This is a genomic window from Flavobacteriales bacterium (assembly GCA_021739695.1).
Lineage (GTDB): Bacteria > Bacteroidota > Bacteroidia > UBA10329 > UBA10329 > UBA10329.
In genome coordinates, this window is sequence record JAIPBM010000001.1 from 249,984 (window position 1) to 275,176 (window position 25,193).

At 45.9% G+C, this 25,193-nt stretch carries 17 protein-coding genes; 7 read left to right on the forward strand and 10 right to left on the reverse strand.

Annotated features, from left to right (window positions below):
• The first annotated feature begins 82 nt into the window (after nucleotides 1–82).
• From K9J17_01100 to K9J17_01110, 3 genes are read left to right on the forward strand one after another with little or no spacing between them, the layout of a single operon-like run.
• Entirely contained in the window at nucleotides 83–697 is a 615-nt protein-coding gene (locus tag K9J17_01100; protein MCF8275302.1) for a thymidine kinase, read from the forward strand.
• Nucleotides 698–3,181, forward strand: coding sequence for a bifunctional UDP-N-acetylmuramoyl-tripeptide:D-alanyl-D-alanine ligase/alanine racemase (locus K9J17_01105; GenBank protein MCF8275303.1), 2,484 nt, complete (start codon nucleotides 698–700; stop codon nucleotides 3,179–3,181). It abuts the gene before it with no gap.
• A 39-nt stretch (nucleotides 3,182–3,220) separates the two neighbouring features.
• The gene (locus K9J17_01110) at nucleotides 3,221–4,351 is read left to right on the forward strand and encodes a WG repeat-containing protein (protein ID MCF8275304.1); all 1,131 of its coding nucleotides are present in this window, start codon (nucleotides 3,221–3,223) and stop codon (nucleotides 4,349–4,351) included.
• 73 nt (nucleotides 4,352–4,424) lie between these two features.
• Here the strand turns inward: K9J17_01110 and K9J17_01115 are convergent, their stop codons facing one another.
• A complete protein-coding gene (locus K9J17_01115; protein MCF8275305.1) occupies nucleotides 4,425–7,046 on the reverse strand; it encodes a tetratricopeptide repeat protein in 2,622 nt (873 codons plus the stop codon).
• Nucleotides 7,047–7,178: 132 nt separating this feature from the next.
• Here K9J17_01115 and K9J17_01120 point away from each other — a divergent pair, with 132 nt between their 5' ends.
• The gene (locus K9J17_01120; protein MCF8275306.1) at nucleotides 7,179–8,057 is read left to right on the forward strand and encodes a M23 family metallopeptidase; all 879 of its coding nucleotides are present in this window, start codon (nucleotides 7,179–7,181) and stop codon (nucleotides 8,055–8,057) included.
• A 17-nt stretch (nucleotides 8,058–8,074) separates the two neighbouring features.
• Here the strand turns inward: K9J17_01120 and K9J17_01125 are convergent, their stop codons facing one another.
• The 9 genes from K9J17_01125 to K9J17_01165 all read right to left on the reverse strand — a co-directional run bounded on the left by K9J17_01125 (nucleotide 8,075) and on the right by K9J17_01165 (nucleotide 20,876).
• Complete coding sequence (locus K9J17_01125) at nucleotides 8,075–9,016, reverse strand: T9SS type A sorting domain-containing protein (GenBank protein MCF8275307.1); 942 nt, start codon at nucleotides 9,014–9,016, stop codon at nucleotides 8,075–8,077.
• Between the two features lie 84 nt (nucleotides 9,017–9,100).
• Nucleotides 9,101–9,850, reverse strand: coding sequence for a succinate dehydrogenase/fumarate reductase iron-sulfur subunit (locus K9J17_01130; protein ID MCF8275308.1), 750 nt, complete (start codon nucleotides 9,848–9,850; stop codon nucleotides 9,101–9,103).
• Nucleotides 9,851–9,877: 27 nt separating this feature from the next.
• The gene (locus tag K9J17_01135) at nucleotides 9,878–11,878 is read right to left on the reverse strand and encodes a fumarate reductase/succinate dehydrogenase flavoprotein subunit (GenBank protein MCF8275309.1); all 2,001 of its coding nucleotides are present in this window, start codon (nucleotides 11,876–11,878) and stop codon (nucleotides 9,878–9,880) included.
• Between the two features lie 10 nt (nucleotides 11,879–11,888).
• Entirely contained in the window at nucleotides 11,889–12,557 is a 669-nt protein-coding gene (locus tag K9J17_01140; GenBank protein ID MCF8275310.1) for a succinate dehydrogenase cytochrome b subunit, read from the reverse strand.
• Between the two features lie 166 nt (nucleotides 12,558–12,723).
• On the reverse strand, nucleotides 12,724–13,875 hold the full coding sequence (locus tag K9J17_01145; GenBank protein MCF8275311.1) for an efflux RND transporter periplasmic adaptor subunit: 1,152 nt from the start codon (nucleotides 13,873–13,875) through the stop codon (nucleotides 12,724–12,726).
• A 1-nt stretch (nucleotide 13,876) separates the two neighbouring features.
• The gene (locus K9J17_01150; protein ID MCF8275312.1) at nucleotides 13,877–18,211 is read right to left on the reverse strand and encodes a CusA/CzcA family heavy metal efflux RND transporter; all 4,335 of its coding nucleotides are present in this window, start codon (nucleotides 18,209–18,211) and stop codon (nucleotides 13,877–13,879) included.
• Between the two features lie 85 nt (nucleotides 18,212–18,296).
• A complete protein-coding gene (locus K9J17_01155) occupies nucleotides 18,297–18,767 on the reverse strand; it encodes a hypothetical protein (protein MCF8275313.1) in 471 nt (156 codons plus the stop codon).
• 70 nt (nucleotides 18,768–18,837) lie between these two features.
• Nucleotides 18,838–20,211, reverse strand: a complete 1,374-nt coding sequence (locus K9J17_01160) for a HAMP domain-containing protein (protein ID MCF8275314.1) — start codon at nucleotides 20,209–20,211, stop codon at nucleotides 18,838–18,840.
• Nucleotides 20,208–20,876 carry a response regulator transcription factor gene (locus tag K9J17_01165; GenBank protein MCF8275315.1) on the reverse strand — a complete coding sequence of 223 codons (669 nt, stop codon included), beginning with the start codon at nucleotides 20,874–20,876 and terminating at the stop codon, nucleotides 20,208–20,210. The genes K9J17_01160 and K9J17_01165 overlap by 4 nt, the downstream gene beginning before the upstream one ends.
• A 113-nt stretch (nucleotides 20,877–20,989) precedes the next feature.
• On the opposite strand from K9J17_01165, the gene K9J17_01170 reads away from it, so the two are divergent.
• The 3 genes from K9J17_01170 to K9J17_01180 all read left to right on the forward strand — a co-directional run bounded on the left by K9J17_01170 (nucleotide 20,990) and on the right by K9J17_01180 (nucleotide 25,180).
• Complete coding sequence (locus K9J17_01170; protein MCF8275316.1) at nucleotides 20,990–22,279, forward strand: aminopeptidase P N-terminal domain-containing protein; 1,290 nt, start codon at nucleotides 20,990–20,992, stop codon at nucleotides 22,277–22,279.
• A gap of 153 nt (nucleotides 22,280–22,432) precedes the next feature.
• Nucleotides 22,433–23,530, forward strand: coding sequence for an alanine--glyoxylate aminotransferase family protein (locus tag K9J17_01175; protein ID MCF8275317.1), 1,098 nt, complete (start codon nucleotides 22,433–22,435; stop codon nucleotides 23,528–23,530).
• Between the two features lie 21 nt (nucleotides 23,531–23,551).
• Nucleotides 23,552–25,180 (forward strand): glycosyltransferase family 39 protein, encoded by a 1,629-nt coding sequence (locus tag K9J17_01180; GenBank protein MCF8275318.1) that lies wholly within the window; start codon nucleotides 23,552–23,554, stop codon nucleotides 25,178–25,180.
• The last annotated feature ends 13 nt before the right edge of the window (nucleotides 25,181–25,193 follow it).

The window sequence follows — 25,193 nt, forward strand, 5'->3', positions numbered from 1 at the left end:
TTTACGCTGTAACGCTTTTGTTAGATTTGTATTGCAACGGGGCGCTTTCAAAAGTAATCATCAAAAGACCCCGACCAAGGGAATGTTCTTAGAGAATTCAAGGAATAAGTCAACAAAAAAAGGCTGGATAGAGGTGATCTGTGGCTCTATGTTCTCGGGCAAGACCGAGGAACTGATCCGTAGGCTGAAACGTGCCCAATTCGCCAAACAGAAGGTAGAAATATTCAAGCCAACCTTGGATACGCGCTATGATGAAACCGAGGTTGTTTCGCACGATTCCAATGCCATTCATTCCACGCCCGTACCCAATTCTTCCAACATCCTCATTTTGGCAGATGATGTGGATGTGGTAGGCATTGACGAGGCGCAATTTTTCGACATGGGATTGGTGAGTGTTTGCAATCAATTGGCAAACAGCGGTATCCGAGTCATCATTGCTGGCTTGGACATGGATTACCTCGGAAAACCTTTTGGACCTATTCCTAATCTGCTGGCCACGGCAGAATATGTGACGAAAGTTCACGCCATTTGCATGCGCTGTGGCGAGTTGGCCAACCATTCGCATCGTTTTTCGGAAGAAGACAGCCTTGTTGCTCTTGGCGAAAAGGACAGTTACGAACCGCTTTGCCGCTCGTGCTACAGGAAATCAATGGTTCACCACATGACGGATAATCCTTCAACTAAAAAAAAGGATTAGATGGGAGAACTGGAGACATTGAGAGGCATAGCTTCGGCTCTCGAAGTTCCGTGTCCGTTCGAATTTCAAGAGGTTTACATCAAGGAGCTGGCCATAGACAGCCGCAAGGTGATGTTGCCAAAGCAATCGTTGTTCTTTGCCATCAAAGGCGATAGGCACGATGGGCATAACTTCATTGATCACCTTTACGAGCAAGGCGTGCGAGCCTTTGTGGTAAGCACCGATTATCTGGCATCCGAAAAACTGGACGATGCATTCTTCATTCATGTAGAAAATCCGCTTGCGGCTTTGCAGACAGTGGCCGCAGCAAAACGCGCCCAATACAATTATCCGCTTATCGGAATTACTGGAAGCAACGGTAAAACGATTGTGAAAGAATGGCTCTATCAGTTACTCGATTCGACCTACAATATAATACGAAGCCCGAAGAGTTACAATTCGCAGGTTGGCGTGCCGCTGAGTGTTTGGCGAATGAAATCGGAGAATGATCTGGCCATTATTGAGGCAGGAATTTCGATGCCGGGCGAGATGGTGAAACTGGAACGTATCATTCGGCCAACCATTGGCATTTTCACCAATTTGGGGCAAGCCCATGATGAGAATTTTAGTGATGCAAACCAGAAAGCGAGGGAAAAATTAGACCTGTTTCAAAACGTAGAAACCCTTATCTATTGCAAAGATTACCTGATCATTCAGGAAGAATTGGACCATTATCCCTTCACTTCTTCCCCAAAGTTATTTGCATGGAGTAGGCGAACTGCTGCCGACCTGCAGATCGGGCGGATTGAAAAGCGCGATGGGCAAACCGAGATCCAAGGAATCTATCAGCACAATTTCATCCGCATACGCATTCCATTTACGGATGAGGCTTCGATTGAAAATGCCATTCATTGCTGGGCAGTAATGTTGCTTTTTGGCTTTGCGGCAGAAGACATTCAAAAACGTATGGAACAGTTGGCGCCAGTTGCCATGCGCCTTGAGTTGAAGCAGGGAATCAACAATTGTTCTGTCATCAACGATTCGTACAATTCTGACCTGCAATCCATTTCCATTGCGCTTGATTTCCTCTCGCAACAACATCAGCATCCGAAACGCACGCTGGTGCTATCAGACATTCTTCAAACCGGACGACCTGATAATGAGCTGTATGCCGAAGTTGCGCAATTGGTGAGGGAAAAGAAGGTTGACAGATTGATCGGCATCGGAAACCATATTTCCGGACAAGCTCAGCTGTTTGACCATTCAAGTGAATTCTTTGCTTCTACCGATGATTTTCTAGATGCTTATCATCACGATAAATTCTACAACGAAACGATTTTGCTGAAAGGCGCACGAAGTTTCGGTTTCGAGGCCATCAGCCGAATCATTCAACACAAAACGCATCAAACTGTTTTGGAAATTGACCTTGGTGCAATGGTGCATAATCTGAATTTGATACGCTCTTTGCTCAAACCGGAAACCAAGCTAATGGCGATGGTCAAGGCCTTTGGTTACGGAAGCGGAAGCTTTGAGATTGCCAATATTCTTCAATTCCATCATGTCGATTACTTGGCCGTGGCCTATGCAGATGAAGGTATTGAACTCAGGAAAGCTGGCATTTCACTTCCGATCATGGTCATCAGCCCAGAGGAGCAGAGCTTTGATGCGATGATCCAATATGGATTGGAACCAGAGATCTTCAGCGTGCGTTCGCTGCAATTGTTGGAGAACGCCATCAAACGAAAAGGCACCTTGGAATCGCCCCTGAAAATTCACGTGAAGTTGAATACAGGCATGAACCGTCTTGGTTTTTCGGAGCGCGATATCAATGCGATGGTGGTTCGAATCAAGAACAATCCGCAATTGCGTTTGGCTTCGGTATTCTCTCATTTGGCTGCCAGCGAAAACCAGGCGGAAGACGCGTTCAGCCGCGAACAGATTGCGCGATTTGAACAGATGAGCAACGCCATTCTTTCTCATTTCAATTATCCCGTGTTGCGTCATATCTGCAATTCGTTTGGCATTATTCGATTTCCCGAAGCGCAATACGAAATGGTTCGCTTGGGAATTGGCCTCTACGGTGTAGCGCCTGAGAGTCCGATAACAGGCAAATTGAGGAACGTAAGCACGCTACGGACCACCATTTCGCAGATCCATGAACTTAAAACGGGCGATACGATCGGTTACGGTCGCACCGAAAAAGTGCAAGGTGAAATGCGCTCAGCCACCCTACCCATCGGTTATGCAGACGGCCTAAGTCGCAAGAATGGTAACCGCCAAGGCAGTGTACTTATAAATGGTCATCGTGCGTCCATTGTAGGCAATGTATGCATGGACATGTGCATGGTTGATGTAACAGGCGTTCCATGCAAAGAAGGAGATGATGTGGTGATCTTTGGCGAAGATTATTCCATTGAGGAATTCGCTACTAACTCAGAAACGATTGCTTACGAAGTACTGACCAATGTTTCTGCTCGGGTAAAGCGCGTCTATTTTCAGGAGTAAATCTTACTTTGCTCCCTTACAAACCAAAAACATTTTGTCATGTGGAGATTTACGAACCTAGTTACACTATTACTTACTATCCAATGTGCACTTGCACAGACTGGCGAATACCGCTTAGCGGCAATCCCACAGGGAGCAAACCTATTCGGGTATGCCAACTTGCAAGGAGAAATGGTGATAGAACCTCAATTCATCCAAGCATTTGGATTTGACCCTAATGGAGTTTCTCTAGGTATCTTGAAAGATGAGCAAAAGGTGAAAAACATGAACGACCCGAATCGCCACGATAAAACGTTCACGTTTTTCGATGCCAATGGCAAGGCTCTTCCTGAAAGAACACCTTCTGCTCTTTATATGGTTCGTATGAAATTCAACTATGCGCGGGAAATGCGTGGCTTCTATGATGGAATATTCATTGCCAGCAGTAAAGAGAGCATGTTGGATAGATTCGGCATGAACTATGAAGGAAAAGTGGTTACGGGGTCTGACTACACATGGATGTCATTTTTCAATGAAGGATTCGCCATTGCAAAGCATCGTAAATCGGGTTATGTGATCGTAAGGCCGAATGAGAATGACACTGAAATCAAAGGAATTGAAGTCGCAGCGGCAGAAAACCCAACAGAGGGCCTGGCCCCTGTAAGAAACAAGGATGGTAAATGGGGATTTATAAACGGTAATGGAGAAGTAGTAATTCCCGCCAAATTCAATGATGTAGGGAACTTTTTGGGCGGATACTGCTGGGCGAAAAACGACAAGGATCTTATCGGCTTTATTGATAAAAATGGTGAGTGGGTCATTCAACCAACGTTTGTGAAGGCAAAAGACCTTGACCCTGTTTCTGGCATTGCTATGGTGGTGCAGGATCGAGATTGGTGCTATGTGAATCTAAATGGAAAAATTACCTGTGCCGGAAAAAAAGAAAAATTATACGAGTACTCTGAAGGGCTAGCCATAAAACGAGACCTAAACACAAATAAGGTCGGTTGCATTGACGCGAATGGAGAATGGGTCATTGAACCAACACTTGATGTGATAAGACCTTTCTTGCACGGTTATGCTGTTGCCAAACAAAGCAATCTTTTCGGCCTGTTGGATAAAAAAGGTGATTGGGTCATCGAGCCTAAGTTCGTGCAACTTATGGAGGCCTATCCGATCACACCTAAATGATTTTTAGTTCTGCACTTCTGATAGGAGCAGTTAAATAGTTGTTTCGCGAAATGGGCGTGTTTTCAGGAGTAGATCAATCCTTTTTCAGGATGTACTTCGTGATAAAGAACTCCACGTAAGGTGGAATTTCCTTCTTCTCGTAGAACTTGGTGAAGTTGTCCTGAGAGATGATAAACTGGTTGGTGGATTGAACATCCACTCCAGCAAATACGGTGCTATCAGCCAAAATAGTATTGTAGTAATCCATCGCCTTTTTGGTATCGCTGAAACCTTGAACAAACAGGAGGTCCTCTGTAGGCGAAAACTTCAAATTCTTAATGGTAAGCGATTCGAGTGAAAACTGGGTGCTGTTAAAGTTGGAAAAACGTCCCTTCAGATCGGCCATATCGGGAAGACCCGAGCCAACCAAAGCATAATAGTGCTTCGATTCATAATCGAACACATAGCCATCCGAAACTGGTGGCGTCTCTTTCGCTTCTTCCTGTTTCACAGGTTCGTCTTGCACCGTTTCGCCCATCAGGCCTTTCACGTATTCCAGCAATTCCTCAGCTCGTACTTTTTCTGGTGCAGCAGTGTATTTGGCTATGTAATCTTCCAGTGCTCTTCGATAGACCATCAGTTTCTCCGTTGCCCCAATGGACATCACCTTAAGCAAAGCAAACTTGGATAGGATCTTATCTTCCTTGAACTTGGTGAGAGCGCTGTCTGCGGCCTCAATTACTCGCTCGTATTCTCCTTTAGAAAAGTTGACAAAGGCCATGTCATACATCTTGCCTAGGCGGCCTCGCATGATCTCCAGTTTCTCCAAATATTTTGGGTCAAGCAGAATCTTGGCGTATTCGCTATCAGGAAACTCCTTCAAGATACGATTGGCATATTCCTGAGCTTTACGTTCGTCACCTTGTCCCTTATACAATCGGTACAATTGATAGTAGGTCTCCAGATTCCAAACACCTTTCGGGTAGCGTTTCAGCAACTCTTCAAAACTGTTAATGGAACGTTGGTTTTCTGAAAGCTGCTCCTTGTAAATGGTTCCAAGGTCGTAGTAGGCAGTTTGGATCTTTTTATTGGCACTGTCTCGTTGTGCAGGAGTTCTTGGAATTCCCTTTTTGTAAAACTCTGGGTCAAGAAGTTCTGCAGTCGTCACTTCGGTCGTGTCGCCATTGTTGCCAATAAGTTGAGACACATTATTGCTCTTCTTGTCGCTACGTCTCCAATCGTCCTCTAATTTTCGATCGCCCCATTTTTGTCGGAAGCTGTTTGCTCCAAAACTGAGTGCTGTTGTATTGTAGAAATACCAACCAGAACCTGTGGTTGGCAGCGAACCAGATTGGTTCTGCGCATTCTGTTGCGCCAACTGCTGCGGAGTTGGCTTATTGGCCTCTTCAAACTTTCGTTGTTCCTCCGCAAGCCTTACATCCTCTACCATGTCTGCTATGAATCCATCAAGCTCACTTTCAGACATATTACCCAATCTCAGCAAACTGTCCTGCTCGGCAATGATGCGGATGTTCTTCACCAGTTCGGCCAAACTCTGCTGCCGTGCTTGCACCCTCGCATACTGCTTATGTATTTCGGGTAAAATGGCCAGCGAACTATCGTAATACGCTGATGCCAGTTCGTACTCAGGAATATCGAAATGAATGTCTGCAATAGTGTAGTAAGAAACTGCCTTTTGCGTCATGTTCTTAGTAGATGAAGCAACCGACACTTTGAAATAGCCCAACGCCAATTCCTTCTCGTCTTCTTTCATGGCGATGTCTCCCAATGCAAAGAATATCCTGTCGAAATAATCTACGTTCTTTTCATCCTTCGACATTTTCTTCAACTCGCGTTTTATCGCGTCCAACGTGCCCGATTCGGCACTTGCCATCAACGCACGATTGATGCGCGCGTTGAATTCCATCACATAAGGAGTGTTCTTTTTGAGAACTTGGGTGTAGAAGTATGCAGCGCTATCCCTATTGTTGATCTGTTCATACAGCTGCGCCAAAATGTAGGTATAACGCGTTTTCTCCTTGCGCTTTTTGGTAATGTTGATGGCTGTACGCAATTGGTCTTTAGCCTTTTCGTAATCGCCCTTCTTAATGAAGTAATCGGCCTTTACCGCAGCCAATTCGGCCCGCTTCTTTTTCGGGAATTTCTTTTCCTCTTCAAGCGTAGTGATGATCTTCTCACCATCCTTAAATCGGGCCAACTCGGTGTTTGTGCGTATCAACCAGAGATAACCGTCAAAACGAATGTCGTTCATCTTGTACTGCTTAACCACATATGTGAACATTTCCAAGGCCTGCGGATAATCGCGCTTGTAGAAATGTGCTTTTCCAATAAGCATGTACGCATCGTCAATGGTGCTTACGTACTCTTTGCCTTTAAAAAGCATGGAATGCTTGGCAATGGCAAGCGAGGCCTTTTCTATTCCACGGTCCATTTGACCATAAACAGACTTAGCAGATTCGGAAGTTCCAACGGGAAATACATCCAAAATCTCTTCATAATTGTCTGAATGGCCTTTTTCCAAGGTGGCAACACCTTCTTTCAACGCCTCTTTCCCATTCCAATACACGTTGTATTTGGCCGTGACGTTATGATAACCTCTGCTTAGGAAATTCTTCTTCTTGGTCGAACAACCGCTTACCAGCACAAGGCCGATAGCAACGAAGAAAAGAGGTATATAGTGGTTGATCCGATTCAAAACAGTATGCGCTCAGCTCGTAACTGACGGAGCGCAAAAATATTTCATTTTAGCGAAAATGTCTGTTACAACGGGCAACAGAGAAACGAGCGGCAAAGGTAACATCCTTTTATTCCGATATTTGGAAAATTCATGGAGACAAACAAAGACAAGAAGGACAATCTGCGTAAGCGGCTGCGGGTAAAATACCGGCTGGTCATTATGAACGAGGAAACCTTTAAGGAACGCGCAAGTCTTTTGCTCACTCCCATGAACGTGATTGTTCTTGGAGGTTCGTTGGCCATCTTCCTTGTGGTACTTGTCACGTACATCATTGCCTTTACTCCGCTTCGCGAATACATTCCCGGATACTCTGACACCAATCTGAGGCTTCAGGTGTATGAGAATACCTTGCGGACCGATTCGCTGGAACGTGAGCTTGCCATGAAAGACATGTACCTGCAAAACATCAACATGATCATTGCTGGCGAAACTCCCGATCAGGAAACACGCGAACCGGATACCACTGCAGACTATGAAGGAATTGAATTCTCTAACTCGAAACAAGATTCGTTGCTGCGTGAGATGGTAGAACAGGAAGAACGGTACAACATTCAGAATCTGCAATTGGGCGTTCAGCCATCGGCCGAGAGTAACATCCGAAATCTGTTCTTCTTTGCCCCGATAAAAGGAGATGTAACTGCCACTTTCGATTCGAAAGACAAGCATTATGCAGTGGATGTGGTAGCCAAAGAGAACGAACCGATAAAAGCTACGCTCGATGGAACGGTGATTCTTTCCACTTGGACCTACGATGCTGGGCACGTAATCGGAATTCAGCATTCCAGCAATCTCACTTCGTTTTACAAGCATTGCTCTGTACTGCTGAAAAAGACCGGAGAATCAGTAAAAGCAGGCGAGGTAATTGCCGTGGTAGGCAACTCAGGTGAATTGACCACAGGTCCTCACCTCCACTTCGAACTTTGGTTCAACGGCCGACCGGTGAATCCGCAGGATTACATTGTGTTCTAGTTTCGAGTTGCAAGCGACTAGTTGCTCGTTTTGATGACCTTTTTCGTGATTCGAGATTTATCTGATTCTAATACAATCATTAGAATTCCGTTAGAAAGATGGTTCAAATCGAATGTTTGATTGTCTAATGTGATTCGTCCTTTTAGCAGTTCTTTGCCAAGAATGTCGTAAACATGAAAGGTGTTATCCCGTGCGTTCTGTAGAAGTAGAAGACTCGATACAAATGACATTTCCACGTTTGATTGTTTCATTTCCGAGGGCGCAGACAATACCAAACTACAAGGCTGAACTCCATTGCTGATTAGCTCATCATCCGTGTAGCAAACCAGCGGAATAGGAAGGTACTCTAACACAAACACCTCGCAATTTGCTGGTTGATGCGCTGGCAGTCCAATTGGGAAACCCAATTTTTCATAGTACGTTCCTGAAACTCCATTGGTGTATTGCTGAGGAATTTCTGATGTCCAACCAAAGTCATTCCAATGGTCTTGAATAAGCATTCGATAATCATACCGCTTGACCTGCATTCCCAAAAACATTGATAGGTACACTGAATCAATGACCATCGTATCAAGGTCATTGCAACCGGCCCATCCATCAACAAAAACTATTGCAGTATCTCCTTGCAAAGCATTGAAATCAAACATCAATCGCCAAGAGCCATCAACCAGCCTAAACAATGAATCATTCCTTTGGTTGATGTAGTCAAATTTTTGATTGAAGCTGATAGGAAGATTTGAGATTCGTGACCATTCTTCTATCTTCAGAACCTTTGCTTCTGGTGCTTCGCTAAATACGGTATCTCCAACATATGTAACTAGCCGTTCAATCGCTGGGTTGACTGCTTGAATTCCTTCAGAGTAATAAACCCAAGTTGCTCCTGGCACACAGAAATCGGTCTGAGCGAAAGAAACATAACATGTAAAGGTCAGCGTGAGAAGAAGCAATAGTCGTTTCATAACACTAAAGCTACGAAATTGCAAAACAAAAAAGGCCGCAGTGATGCGGCCTTTTTCATTTATCCTTTATGTTTGATCACACGATCACTCTTCGCTCATCACAGCGGCAGAGAAGAATTCGCGGTTCATACGAGCGATATTCTCCAAGGAGATTCCTTTCGGGCATTCTACTTCGCAAGCACCTGTGTTGCTGCAATTTCCGAAGCCTTCTTCGTCCATTTGCTTCACCATGCTCAACACGCGCTGTTCAGCTTCTACCTGTCCTTGTGGCAAAAGGGCTAATTGGCTCACTTTGGCCGATACAAACAGCATTGCTGATGAGTTCTTACAAGTAGCAACACACGCACCACAGCCGATGCAAGTAGCAGCAGCAAACGCCTTATCTGCATCCGCCTTTGGAACTGGAATGTTGTTCGCATCCTGCGCTGCGCCTGTGTTCACGCTGATGTAACCACCAGCCTGGATAATGCGGTCGAATGAACTACGGTCAACCACAAGGTCTTTGATAACTGGAAACGCTTCTGCTCTCCAAGGTTCGATGTAGATGGTTTCACCATCCTTGAACGAACGCATGTGCAATTGACAGGTCGTTACCAATCGTTGCGGACCGTGTGCCTCTCCGTTGATATAAAGTGAACACATACCGCAAATGCCTTCACGACAATCGTGGTCGAATGCTACGGGCTCTTCGCCTTTGTTCACGAGCTCCTCGTTCAACACGTCCAACATTTCAAGAAAAGACATGTCCGGAGAAATATCCTTTACGGGATAGTCAACGATTTTACCAGCGTCCTTCGGTCCTTTTTGCCTCCAGATCTTCAGTGTCAGATTCATTCCTTTTTCTGCCATGCTTTCTAGTCTTTACTTGTATGAACGCTGAACAACTTTGATGTTCTCATAGATCAGTTCTTCTTTGTGTAAGTTGGATGTGCTTGGGTCGCCAGTAAATTCCCAAGCTGAAACGAACGAGAAGTTCTCATCATCTCGCTTGGCTTCGCCTTCTTCCGTTTGGTGCTCCTCGCGGAAGTGACCTCCGCAGGATTCTTCGCGGGTCAAAGCATCGAGACACATCAATTCGCCCAATTCCAAGAAATCGGCCACACGACCTGCTTTGTCCAACTCAGGGTTGAAATCGCTGTCTGAACCAGGTACGCGAACTTCCTTCCAGAATTCCTCACGGATGGCGCGGATCTCAGCGATAGCTTCTTTCAAGCCTTCCGCATTACGGGCCATGCCGCATTTGTTCCACATCACCAATCCCAATCTACGGTGGAAACTATCAACCGTTTTTGTGCCTTTATTATTGATGAAGAACGAAATTCTGTCTTTCACTTCCTTCTCAGCCGCATCAAACTCTGGCGTGTTGGTAGGGATTTTTCCTGTTCGGATATCATCTGCCAAATACTCACCAATGGTGTAAGGAATGACGAAGTAACCATCAGCCAAACCTTGCATCAGGGCCGAAGCTCCCAATCGGTTGGCCCCGTGATCGGAGAAGTTGGCCTCGCCCAAAGCGTACAGACCTGGAACGGTGGTCATCAACTCATAATCAACCCACAATCCGCCCATGGTATAATGCACCGCAGGATAGATCTTCATAGGCATTTCGTACGGGTTCTCGCCCGAAATCTGCTGGTACATGTCGAAGAGGTTGCCGTACTTCTCCTTCACCACTTCCTTGCCCATGGCAATGATGGTGGCCTTGTCCACGTTGGTCATGTTGCGCTTGTTGGCCTCTATATGACCATAACGTTCAAAGGATGCAGCGAAGTCGAGATAAACCGCCTCGCCCGTGGCATTGACACCGAATCCGGCATCGCAACGCTCTTTGGCGGCTCGGCTGGCCACATCTCGCGGAACCAGATTGCCGAATGCAGGATAGCGTCTTTCCAAGTAATAGTCGCGATCGGCTTCTGCCAGATCAACACCTTTCTTCTTGCCTTGCTGAATGGCAACGGCATCTTCCTTTTTCTTTGGAACCCAGATACGACCATCGTTCCGCAGCGACTCCGACATCAAGGTCAATTTACTTTGGTGTGTTCCTGAAACAGGAATACAGGTCGGGTGGATCTGTGTGTAGCAAGGATTTCCGAAATAAGCGCCACGTTTGTGTGCTTTCCAAGCAGCACTCACGTTGCTTCCCATGGCATTTGTGCTAAGGAAGAACACGTTTCCGTAACCTCCAGAGCAAAGCAACACGGCATGTCCGCTGTGTCGCTCAATTTCTCCTGTAACCAAGTTACGGGCGATAATGCCTCGGGCCTTTCCGTCCACTTTCACCACATCCAACATCTCGTGTCTGTTGTACATGGTGATGGTGCCTTTGGCGATCTCTTTCGAAAGTGAAGAATATGCGCCAAGCAACAATTGCTGTCCGGTCTGTCCTGCTGCGTAAAATGTTCTTTGAACCTGAACACCACCGAAGGAACGGTTGTCCAACAGACCTCCGTATTCTCTTGCGAATGGAACGCCTTGTGCCACACATTGGTCAATGATGTTGGCGCTTACTTCTGCCAAGCGATGCACGTTTGCTTCACGAGCACGGTAATCGCCTCCTTTGATGGTGTCGTAGAACAAGCGATACGTACTATCGCCATCGTTCTTGTAGTTCTTAGCTGCGTTGATACCTCCTTGCGCGGCAATGGAGTGCGCTCTTCGCGGACTATCCTGAAAACAGAACACTTTTACGCTGTAACCCATTTCGGCAAGCGATGAAGCGGCAGATGCCCCAGCCAATCCCGAACCAATGACAAGAACATCGATTGAACGTTTGTTGGCAGGATTCACCAAGCGAACATGATCCTTATAATCCGTCCACTTACGGTCAACGGCTCCTTTTGGTATTTTGGAATTCAATGACATGGCTCCTATTTTATGATTGCGTCATGAAGTGATAAACCGCAACGATGATGAATCCGAGCGGCACCACGATGGCGTAAATGTTTGAAAGCTTTTTGATGACTGGTGTGTATTTCTTGTGGTTGAAACCGACCGACTGGAAAGCCGATTGGAAACCGTGCATCAGGTGCAAGGCCAAGAAAACGAATGACAGTACGTACAAACCAGTTCTAATCGGGTCGTGGAACTTGTGATGAAGTTCTTCCCAGTAACGCATTCCGCCTTCGGCATTCAATCCTGACATATCGCCTTGAACGTATTTCACGTTCAATTCGGGAATCCAGAAATCGTAGAAATGCAATCCGAGGAAAAGCATGATCATGATTCCTGTGATGATCATGTTGCGGCTCATCCAAGATGAATTGGCTTCAGCCTTATTCATAGCATATTTGATCGGGCGAGCAGAACGGTTCTGCAATTCCAATCGCATTCCCATCATCAAGTGAAAAATCACTCCGAAGGCGAGAACCGGCTGCAAGGCGATCTGCACAATTGGATTTGTTCCCATGAAATGAGAAGCAGAATTAAAACCATCTGGGCTGATCACCGAAATGAAGTTGATGGTAAGATGCTGAAGAAGGAAGAAAAGCAAAAAGAACCCCGAAAGGGCCATCGCAATCTTCTTAGCTATTGAACTTGACATTGAAAGTCGATTTTGTAGATAAAACCTAAGCCTGTGGGCTTTTGCGCAAATGTAATACCTGAACTTTTAAAGGGTCGTTTGCAAATTTATTTAGAACGATTCTTAATAGTATTTACAAAACGAAGCCTGTAAACAAACCGATAGATGGCTCGAAAAGTTCTTAAGATCACTCTCGAATCAAGTCGAAAGCTCCCACAATCAGAAATTTATCTGTGGGTTGAAATTCATCCGAGTTCAAAATGGCCGTGAAACCATCTTGCACTTGACCGACATTTACCTTTTTCTTGATGAACTCAGTTAACCCATTCTGCTCCGAACTCACCTGAAGCACATAAAAGATGTTATCAATTTCGGCAATAGCCGCTGAGGGTAAGGATAAGAGCGAGTCTGAACCTACAACTATCTGGGCTTCTAAATAGGAGCCAATTACCAGATCGGAAGTTGGAGCTGCACCCACGTGTCCGTGAACGATAACCGTACGCGAAACCGGATCGATGATCTTATTCACAAGATGAACCACGGCTTCGTGCTCTGTATCTGCATTCTGGCCCTTATAACGGATTTTCTGATCGGCTTTGATCTTCGATGCATCCTGCTCAAACACCCGTAATTCCAAGTGCATATGTTCCGTATTTGTGATGCGAAGCGCCACTTCCGAAGGAGAAAGAAATGTGCCTGGACTCGCATTGATTTCGGTGACATAGCCGCTCAACGGAGAGAGAATATCGATGGTGGATTTGAGCTTGTCGGCCGTCAACGAGTTCACGTCCACGTTCATCATTTCAAGCTTCTTCCGCAGCGAGGCGTTCTTGGCCTTCATTGTCAGGTAATCGGATTCGGCTTTCGAGAATTTTTTCTGTGAAGAAACATTGGCATCGGTCAGATCGCGCTGACGGTCGAGATCTTCTTTCAGGTATTTAAGTTCGCCTTCGGTTTCGAGGTAATCTTTCTGAACCTCCACGAAAGCAGGGTTTTCGAGTGTGAAAAGCACCTGCCCTTTCTCGACCTTCGAACCATTCAAGAGATCGATATGCTTTACGTATCCGCCAAAGTAAGCGCTCACGGCCGCTTGATATTTGTGCGGCACATCAACTACTCCGTTTGCGTTGACAGTGGTTCTAAATCCGTGTTTGGTAAGGCTTCCTAATTCGTAGCCCGAAGATTTGAACTGTTCGCTGGTCACTTCAACCAGCTCATCAGAACCTGCCGTTTCTGGCGCTTCTGAAGGTTGCTCTGAATTGGACGAACACGAAAGTGTTAGCAACATTCCGAACAGAACGAGTGCATTCCACATGTATTTTGAGTGATAGGATTTCATATCAATTGTTTAAATAGTTGATGTCTAAAACGATGAGATTGTATTGTAGCAGGTCGGTCAAATGGTTCGTTTCTATCGTCACGGCATGTTCCAATAGTTGCACGAATTGCAGGAAATCGATCTCGCCATTTCGGTAAGCGAGGTTGCTTGATTTCAGCATTCCATCCGAAAGACCCTTTCCAGATTCTTGGTAGTTGACCAGTGCTTTCTGTTGCCGCTCCAGATCGGAAAGCAGCATTTGATATTCGGCCATCAAGCGCTGTTGTTGGTTTTCTGCTTGTAAATCGATGGCCATTCGTTCGGTTTTTGCCGCTTTTATCCGTGCATTTTGTGCCCCGAACCACAGCGGAACAGAAAGCCCAGCCTGAACGCCCGAATAGATCTGGGCATTGGCTGCATTGTTCGTTCCTTGAAAAACCTGAAACTGAATGTCGGGAAGCAATTGCTGGCGTTCCAATTTCAATTGGCGGTCAGAAATCGCCTGCATTTCCTGATAATACCGAAGCGCAGGATGCTGCACAGTATCCAACACCATCGGTTTGAGTTTTTCGAGCGATTGTGCCGAAATGGTCTGCTCAGAATCGCTCTGAATCCAACGATTCAGGTTCAACTGCGCCCGATGGATCAATTCATCCTGCTGATCCAAAAGCAGGGAAACCTCGCGGTATTTTGCCTGTGCGGTCAGTTGCTCCAATTGATCGGTTTCGCCCAAGTCGAATTTCATTTTTGCGCCTGCGGCAAATTGTGCGTACAAACTGTCCAGGTACACATATTCGCTTCGCAGTTCGTGTAAAAAGACCAAGTCCAAATAAGCTTTGCTGACCTCTTTTTTCACCACCTGCTCATCCAAGCGATATTGTTGCTCAGAAAGCGCAACAAAACCCTGTTGCAACTTTTTCTGTGCATGATAAACCGTTGGGAACTTGAGCGTTTGACCCAAACCCCACACATTCAGCGCGGCATTATTGGGCGCAATATTGTTCTGATCAAAACCATAGAACAGATGCGTCTTGTCAATGTCGATGGCCGCACCAACCAACTGTCGGTTCTTCTCAACCTCCTGTTTAGATGCTTTCAGCTGATTGTTGTTCTGTAAGGCCAGTTCGATGGCACTTTCCATCGTTAGTGGTTCTGGCTGCGCGATGCTTGACATCGGTAAAAGACCCATCAGTACAACGATGCTCAACGCAGTCTTAGAAAGTTTTTTCTTTTTCTTCTTCTCATCCGAAGCTTCGAAAATTGAATAGAGCACAGGTAGCACAAGCAAAGTCAGAAGCGTTGCTGTGATCAATCCACCGACCACAACAGTCGCCAACGGACGTTGGATTTCAGCGCCTGCTGAAGTGGAAATTGCCATTGGCAAAAAGCCAAGCGCTGCAGCTGAAGCCGTGAGCAAAACTGGTCGCAAGCGTTGCTGCGTTCCAAGAATGATGCGCTCGTTCAGGTCTTTAATGCCATGTTCTTTCAACTCCTTGAAATGCTCAATGAGCACGATTCCGTTCAGTACCGCAATACCGAACAGTGCGATGAAGCCGACACCTGCTGAAATACTGAACGGCATGCCTCGCATGTAGAGGAAAAGCACGCCACCAACAGCAGAAAGTGGAATGGCGCTGTAGATCATCAAGGCTTCCTTCACCGATCCAAAAGCAAAGTGAAGAAGAATGAAAATGAGCAACAGTGCTACTGGAACGGCATACATCAAACGTTCTTTTGCGGTGCGCAGATTTTCGAATTGCCCGCCATATTCTACCGTATATCCAACAGGCAGTTTGATCTGCTCACCTATGATCTTTTGCACATCGGTCACCACCGATTCAAGGTCGCGACCACGCACATTCACACCTACCACAATTCTACGTTTGGTGTTATCGCGCGATATTTTGGCAGGTCCTTTCGTGTAGTTGACCTCCGCAAATTCGGTAAGTGGCAAGCTGCTTCCGTTCGGAAGTTGTACCGAAGCGGTCCGTAGGTTTTCTATGTCCTTTCGATGCGCCTCATCGTAGCGAACCACCAGGTCGAACTGCTTCTCTCCTTCGAAAACCGTTCCCGTAGGCAACCCAGCAAAACCAACCTGTATCAACTGGTTCAATTCGCCAATACTCAGACCGTATTTGGCAATGTTCTGCCGATTGTAAACAACCGTCATCTGGGGCAATCCAGCCACTTTTTCCACCGTGATATCGGCCGCGCCTTCTACATTCTTGATTGCCTTTTCAATCTCCAAGGCTTTGCGATAAAGCACGTCCAGATCTTCGCCAAAAACCTTGATGGCCAAGTCAGAACGAACACCTGTGATCAGCTCGTTGAAACGCATTTCAATAGGCTGGGTGAATTCGTAATCGACCCCTGGAATGACTGAAAGAGCCACCTTGAAACTATCGGCCAATTCATCTTTTGTTTCAGCCGTGGTCCATTCGCCAATTGGTATGAGCTTGATCATGACATCGCTTTCTTCCATCGACATTGGGTCTGTTGGAACCTCGGCAGCACCAATTCTGCTGACCACTTGGTCCACTTCTGGAAAACGTTTCAGAATCTGCTCAATCCGTGTGGTGATTTCAATTGTTCTGCTCAGTGATGTTCCCGTTTTGAGCACAGGTTGAATCACAAAATCACCTTCATCCAAGGTTGGAACAAATTCACCCCCCATCTGCGTAAACAGTAATCCGACCACAACCAATAGTGCTACTGCTGAACTGAGGACAACGGTTTTTTTGCGAAGCGCCCAAGTGATAGCAGGCAGGTAACTTCTCTCCAAAAATTTCATCAATCGAGATGAGATGGTCTTCTTATCAGGATCGGTTGGTTTGAGGAAAAGCGCTGCGATGACCGGAACGTAAGTGAAGCATAGGATCATGGCGCCCATAATCGCGAAGCAGAATACAAGCGCCATTGGTTTGAACATCTTTCCTTCTACACCTGTCAGCGAAAGAATGGGGATGAAAACGATGAGGATGATAAGCTGCCCGAAAACGGCAGACCGCATCATCTTGGAAGCGCCATTGTGAGTAATGTGGTCGATGAAACGACTGCGTTCCACACCTTTCAACGTGGAAAGCTGTGTTCGCTGTGCGGTAATACGGAACGCAATGTATTCAACAATGATGACCGCACCATCGATGATGATTCCGAAGTCAATGGCACCTAAACTCATTAGGTTCGCATCCACCCCAAAAATGTACATCAGCGTAAGCGCAAAAAGCAGCGTGAGCGGAATGACTGATGCCACAACCAACCCAGAACGAAGATTGCCGAGCAGCAGAACGACCACGAAAATGACGATCAGACAACCCAAAATGAGGTTTTCCGCTATGGTGAAAGTGGTTTTATCAATGAGTTCGCTTCGTTCGAGCACCGCATTGATGACCACGCCTTCGGGAAGCGAACTTTCCATCTGTTCAACACGTGCTTTCACCGCATCGATGACCTTTTTGGAATCAGCATCTTTCAGCATCATCACTTGTCCGAGCACCTTTTCGCCTTCGCCATTGCCTGTGATGGCGCCAAAACGATTGGCATGACCGAAACCGACCTTTGCCACGTCTTTTATTCTGATCGGCAGTCCTTCGCGGTTGGTTACCACGATCTGTTCGATGTCTTCAAGGCTTTTAACCTGCCCTTCGCCACGAATGAAGTAGCTTTCGTTGCCCTTTTCGATGTAACCGCCACCAGCCACGGAATTATTGTCGGAAACCGCTTGATAGATCTCGGCCAACGAGACGTTCACACTTCGGATCCGTGCAGGGTCGATGGCCACTTCGTATTGCTTCAGAAATCCGCCCCAGGTGTTCACTTCTACCACCCCTGGAATTCCTGAAAGTTGACGTTTCACGACCCAATCTTGAATGGTTCGAAGGTCGGTTGTGATATAACGGTCTTCGTAACCCGGTTTTACATCAATAACATATTGATAGATCTCGCCCAAACCAGTGGTGACCGGCCCCATAAACGGTTTTCCGAATCCAGCTGGAATGCGTTCCTCCGCACTTTTAATTTTCTCAGCAATGAGTTGGCGAGGCAGGTAGGTTCCTATCTCGTCCGTAAAAACGACAGTTACCACGGACAGTCCGAACTTGGAAACCGAACGGATTTCCTTCACTCCAGGCAGGTTGGCCATTTCCAACTCTACGGGATAAGTGAGGTATTTCTCTACATCCTGCGTGGCCAAATTGCGTGAAGTGGTGATGACCTGAACCTGATTGTTGGTAATGTCGGGAACAGCACCAATCGGAAGATTGAGCAGCGAATAAACGCCAGCACCGATGATGGCCGCTGTGAAAAGCAGTACTACGAGTTTGTTGCGAAGGCTATATGATATGATCCAGTCGAGCATGAGTGGTGCGGTATTTAATGACACACCAAAGCTGCATGCAGGTAGCTAAAGCCTTTCTCAGGCTTGTCTTAAGATTCGCTTAAGATCAATCCGCTGATAGTCGGTTGGTGGAAACACCGTGGCACGAGTTACAGCTGGCACTGCTCAGCGAGGCAGACATGTAATGAGGCGTTCCGCTCGGGCCAGTGACTGAAGCATAAAGTCCAGAGTAAGCGACATCTTCTGTAGTATAGAAATTGCCTCTGGCATCACCCTTTAGGGTAAATCGTAATTCTCCCGCTCCTTGTGGTTGAGTATACAGATTGACCGTCACGTTGGCCAATGAATTGGTAGACTGTCCGTTATACACGCTTCCGCACATGTTAAAACAACCCTCTCCTTCGCCTCCGCTTTTGTGGCAGGTTACGCAGTTTGCGCCATTATTGTGGCTATCGTTAGAACCGCTGTGGCTGATCTTGGTTTCTCCGCAACCACCTTCTGATTCACAGCTTTGAAGCGTTAGCATACCGAGGCCAGCAGCAATAAGTGCGGCAACAAATGAAAAGCGGAGTTTCATGATTTCTGAATATTGGGCCAAATTAGAACGGTCAACCTTAGGTGTTTCTTAATGTTTGCTTAGAAATTCATTAAAACCGAAGTGTGAATACAGATCCTTTACCGTATTCGCTCTGAACATCAATAGTGGCTCCGATGGAAAGGGCGGTTTTCTGTGCAATCGCCAATCCTAGGCCAATTCCTTTGATGGATTTATGATTCAGAGCATCTGAACGGAAGAACGGATTGAAAATGTTCGGAATGTCTTCTGGCTTAATTCCCACACCTCTATCTGTGACTTTGCAAACTGGGTGTGTGTCTTGCAACGCAAGCTCTATTACTACCCGCTTTCCTGGTGCACCGTATTTGATGGCATTCCCTATCAGGTTATTCAAGATCAATTCGGTCGGTTGCTTCGGAACCAGTTTCAACTGACTCAGATTATCAAATAGCGTGAGCTCTACTCCCTGCGCTTTGGCCTCTCTTGTTTTAATTTCAATGATGCTTTCTACGATGTTTGAAAGCGGAATATTTTGATCTGTTCGAATACTCGTCTCGCCATCTGCTCTGGCCAACAAAAGCAACTGCTCCATTATTTCTGTTAGACGATCAATTTCCGCCAAACTTTCCTTCACTTTCTTCTCGTATTCTTCTTGCGTACGTGGCTTTCTAATGAGGACTTCCAAGGTTCCGCGAAGCACAGAAAGCGGTGTGCGCAGTTCGTGCGATGCGTCTGAAGTGAACTGACGTTCGCGCTCCACGGCATCCTCAATCCGTTGAAGCAACTGATTGATGGAGGTGGAAAGTCCGTAAAGCTCATCGCGGTTCGGAGGTGTGGGAACACGTTCGTTCAAATTATGTCTTGTAATGCGGTCGGCCGTATCGCGCATGGCTTTTACGGGAATAATGCTCCTTCCTGCCAAGTAGCGCGAAATGAAGAAAAGCCCGAAAAGAATGATCGGATATGAAATAAGAAGTACGTTACTCAAGGTGCTTATTACCATGAGTGAAGGTTGAAGGGACATGGCTGCCACGATGTGACCTTTCAGTTGACCTTGATACATAACCGGCAGTTGCAGCTGTCTTACATGTCGTTGCATCAAATAAGACGTAAAATGCTTGCCGTCCTCTTGTTCAACTGCGTAGGTCAATTGTTCGGTTTTGAGATTTGGAGAGCGGTCCATTACCACACCATTCACATCTTGCAACTGAATAAATACAGGATTTACCTCGATTTCGTAATGTTCTCGTTCTTCCCATTCTTCTACATCTGCAAATCGAACGTTGCCATTGATCACCCTTACTTCTGTAATGTGCTTATTCGCCTCGTAAGTAAGATCACCGTCCACATTGCGCATCACAGCAGAATAAACAATGCTGAAAACGGTAGTAAACACAACGGCAATGACCAAGGCCGTTGCTGTCATGTAATGAAGTGCTATTCGGTTTTTGAAGCTGAATTTCATGGCTCCTTTGCAATATATCCCACTCCGCGCACGGTTTGAATGTAGTTTTCGTGCTCACCTAATTTCAACTTCTTCCGAAGAGCGTTTATGTACACATCAATCACTCCCGTGTTGTACTCAAAGTGGATGTCCCAAACGCTTTCGAGGATGCGCGTTCTACGGCAAACCTTTCCTTTGTTTCTGAGCAAGAACTCTAAAAGCGAAAATTCCTTTTGGGTGAGGTAAATTTCATCGTCATTCTTAAATACCTGATGGCTTGCCTTGTCTAACACGATAGGGCCTAAGTGGAATCGCTCATGTTCGCCTGCACGGCTGCGCAACTGCACTTTGATCCGTTCAAGCAATTCGGCAAAATGAAATGGCTTTTTGATGTAATCGTTAGCTCCGGCCTGAAGCCCGAAAACCGTTTCGTCAGTTGTATCCTTTGCTGTTAGGAAAATGATGGGAGTGTCTGTGAATTCTTTCCGGAATTGCCTGCAAACCTCAATGCCACTTATGCCGGGAATCATCCAATCAAGTAACATGAGATCATATTCGCCAGACAGCGCCTTAAAAAGTCCTTCACGACCTTCGCTTGCCACATCTACCACGTAGGATTCCTCTTCCAATCCTTGTTTGAGGAAGTTGGCAATCCCTGGTTCGTCCTCTATGATCAGAATTCGCATGGTACAAATGTTCGGTTTAAGCCCTCAAATTTCATTAAAGACTTCTTAAGAATTCCTTAAAACGAAGCAATGACCGATTTTTAACCATAGCGTCAATCATTACATTTGGCATCATGAGATACGATAGGATAGATACCGAACTCTTTGTCCACAACCGAAAACGATTCATTGATGGGATTGTTCCGCAGAGTGTGGCGGTGTTCAACAGCAACGACATTATGCCTACCAATGCGGATGGCACCATGAAATTCAAGCAGAACAGCGACCTGTTCTACCTTACTGGCGTTGATCAAGAAGAATCCATTCTTGTTTTGGCTCCCAACGCGTTGGATGAAAATCATCGCGAGGTTCTTTTCCTAAAGGAGACCAATGAGACGATTGCCATTTGGGAAGGAGCAAAATTGACCGTAGAACAAGCACAGCAGGTTTCGGGAATTCAAACTGTTTATTGGTTGAAGGATTTCAACCGTGTGTTCAATTCATTGGTAAACGAAGCTTCTCACATCTACCTGAATTCGAACGAACACGGCCGAGCCACTATTGAGGTAGAAACCCGCGATGCGCGATTCGGAAAATGGTGCAGAGACAAGTATCCGTTGCACAAATACCGCAGATGTGCGCCAGTAATGGGTCGCTTGCGTGCTGTAAAATCAAAGTTTGAGACCTTGCTTTTGCAAGAAGCATGCAACATAACCGAAAAAGGATTCAGACGGTTGCTGGATAAGGTAAAACCGGGTGTTTGGGAATACGAGTTGGAAGCTGAACTGGCGCATGAATTCATTCGCAATCGCGCACAGGGTTTTGCTTACGAACCCATCATTGCATCTGGTAGAAACTCCTGTGTACTGCACTACATTCAGAACAACCAGCAATGCAAAAAAGGTGATATTCTCTTGTTAGACATTGGCGCGGAATACGCAAACTATGATGCTGATCTATCACGGACAATTCCAGTTAGCGGCAAATATTCGAAGCGTCAAAAAGATGTTTACAACGCGGTTTTACGCGTTCAGAAAGCGGCCATTGAAATGTTGCGCCCTGGAACCGTTCTGAAAGATTATCACCGCGAGGTTGGTCTCATCATGCAAGATGAATTGTTGGGCTTGAAACTGATTGACAAAGCCGACATCAAAAACCAAGACCCAAAATGGCCTGCCTACAAGAAATACTTCATGCACGGAACGAGCCATTTTCTAGGTTTAGACACGCATGACGTAGGCAATTGGGACATTCCTATGGAAGAAGGAAACGTGTTCACGTGCGAACCAGGCATTTACATTTTAGAGGAAGGAATCGGAGTGCGGATTGAGGATGATATTCTTATCACCAAAAACGGCAATTCCAACCTGATGAAGAATATTCCGAAGGAAGTGGAGGAAATTGAGGAATTGATGAATTCATAACCTCTCGCAATGGCACGAATCCGCGAAGACTCAAAAAAATAAGTTGAATGAAATCCTCCGTCTCGTTCCTCGACACCTCCTTTAAAAGGAGGAATGAGCCCCGTCCCCCTTTCAAAGGGGGTGCCAAAGGCGGGGGATTGTTTAACCAAAAGAATGACTAGAAAACTATTGATGATTCCGGGGCCGATTGAATTCGACCCAAGCGTGATGGAAAAAATGGGCCAACCGACCTTGAGTCATGTGGCACCTGCGTTTATCGAATCTTTCGGTCGTGCCATTGAAATGATGCGCGAGGTTTGGTTGGCTCCAAGTGGTCAACCTTTCATTGTGGCAGGTTCTGGAACGCTTGCCATGGATATGGCTGGTGCGAACCTTATTGAGCCCCACGATAATGTGCTTGTGGTTTCCACAGGTTATTTCGGAGAGCGTTATGCTGAATTGCTGAAACGCTATGGCGCTAACGTCACTTTGCTTCAATCTGAGGTTGGTGAAGTTGTTCCTTACGAAATGGTGGAAGCTGAACTTTCCACAGGCAAATTCAAGCTGATGACATTCACACATGTTGATACTTCGACAGGCGTTTTGGTCGATGCAAAACGAATGGGAGCATTGGCACAGAAATACAACGTGATCAGCATTTTAGATGGCGTTTGTTCGGTTGCTGGAGAAGAAATTCGACAGGAAGAATGGGGAATTGATGTGGTTGTAACGGCATCTCAAAAAGCAGTCGGAGTTCCTCCGGGATTGGCACTTGTAGTTGCCTCTGAAAAAGCCATGAGTGTTTGGAAAAACCGCAAATCTCCCGTTGGAAACTATTTCTGCGATTGGAGTCTGTGGTTGCCAATAATGGAAGCTTATGAAGGAAGAAAGCCTTCTTATTTCGCTACACCTCCCGTCAATCTGATCCAAGCGCTGGAGAAAAGTTTGGGCCTCATTCTTGACGAAGGCATGCACGCTCGATTTGCCCGTCACAAGAAATTAGCCATCACATTCCGAGAGGAAATGCGTGCACTTGGACTTTCATTCATCCCAAAATCGGACGATGTAATGGCGCATACACTCTCAGCGCCTTACTTTCCTGAGGGGATGAATGGTGGAGAATTCCTTGGTAAGGTTGGAGAGAACGAAGTGATCATCGCTGGTGGTCTGCTACCATCGCACAAAACCCAATATTTCCGCGTTGGCCACATGGGAATTGTATGTGACGAACATATTGAACGAACTGTTGCAGCCATCACTGCTGCGTTGTAAGTATCCATAGAAATCAGTTAGATGACGCGATTTAAAATTCAATCCTTATGGAATACACCGCTCAAGAAGGATGTTTTCTTCGTTCTAACTCTGATTGCTTGTTTCTTCATTTATCGGTATGAATACCTTCTGAGGTTCGAGCCTTCTGGTCCGCACACTTGGCGACAAGCAGACTGCGTTTCTATGATTGACAATTATTATTCGCATGGCCTACGTTTCTTTTGGCCTGAAATTCATTACCAAATAAGTGATGGTGATCAGAGTGGTTACACGGCAGGCGAATTTCCTGGGCTCTATTATGTAGACGCCTTATTATGGACGGTCTTTGGGAAACACATTGCAATAACCAGGGCACTTAGCATATTAATAATGTTTATCGGGCTGTTTGCCCTATACAAGACCTACCTATTCTCATCGAAAAACTACTTCTGGTCCGTCATTTGTCCATTGCTTCTGTTGTCCACTCCGGCAATGGCGGAGTATGGTGCCAACTTCCTGACTGACGTACCTGGCTTCTCGTTTGCCCTAATGGGCTGGTATTTCTTTGTGCGTTTCAAAGCTGCTGGGCGTGATAGCTTATTGATTAAGGCAAGTGTGTTATTCATGTTTGCTGGTCTTTTAAAAGTCTCTTCGTTAATCCTGTTTGTAGTTATCGTGTTGATCTGGATGCTCGAATTGGTTGGGTTGCGCTTTTCGGATAGCACCAAGCCCATTTTTCAACGCCCCGTCAAACAAGGTTTCTTCCTAAGCTTGGCCGTGCTCGGCATTTTGTCGTGGTACTATTATGCTAGTTATTTCAATTCCGTTCATGTTGGAAAATATACCTTCAACAGTCCGTGGCCGATCTGGAGCCTCACAAAGGAACATATCATTGAAGTGGCGCAAGGATTCTGGGGTTGGACATCCGTGTTTACCATGCCTGTACTCTTCTGGTACGTAGCGCCTTTATTGATTCTAATAGGGGTTATTCTCATATACCGTTTGTCAGTGTTTTACAGATTGGTCTATATCATGACACTGATTGGAGTAATCGGGTATTTCGCTTTGTGGTTTCAAGCCATTGATCAGCATGACTACTATTTTGTAAATGGCTTTGCTATTCTCGTGGTTTTGCCAATGGTGTTTTTTGATGCCCGTTTGAAGCCCCCACTTTGGCTGACATACACATTTAAAACTCTTGGGCTTTGCGCGCTTTTGTACGGGTTAATATACACTCGACAGAACTTGGAGTTACGTCATTACCCGGAAGAGCAATTCGCATATCCGTTAATGCCTTCGCAGCCTGTAAGTCTTATGAAATGGTATCATTGGGAGCGTACAACTCGCATAAGGGGGTTGCGCAAGATTCAACCATTGCTGGATTCTCTGGGTGTAGATAAGAGCAAAAAAGTGGTGGTCATGCCAGACCCGACCATAAATCATGCTTTGTACTTGGTGGATAGAAAGGGATGGACAAGTTTTGGTGATAGGCCAAAACGTGAAATTGTTGAATCAGGAATTCAGCATGGTGCTGAGTTTCTAATCGTCATCCATCCGGACATTTATCTTGAATCTGGAATGGCTGTATTCAAAAACTACCAAATCGGTAAATTGGATAATGCAGATATTATTGATCTTAAGAAGTTTGTCAGTGAAGGTTCTCCTAGTTGAAGTTTAATTCTAA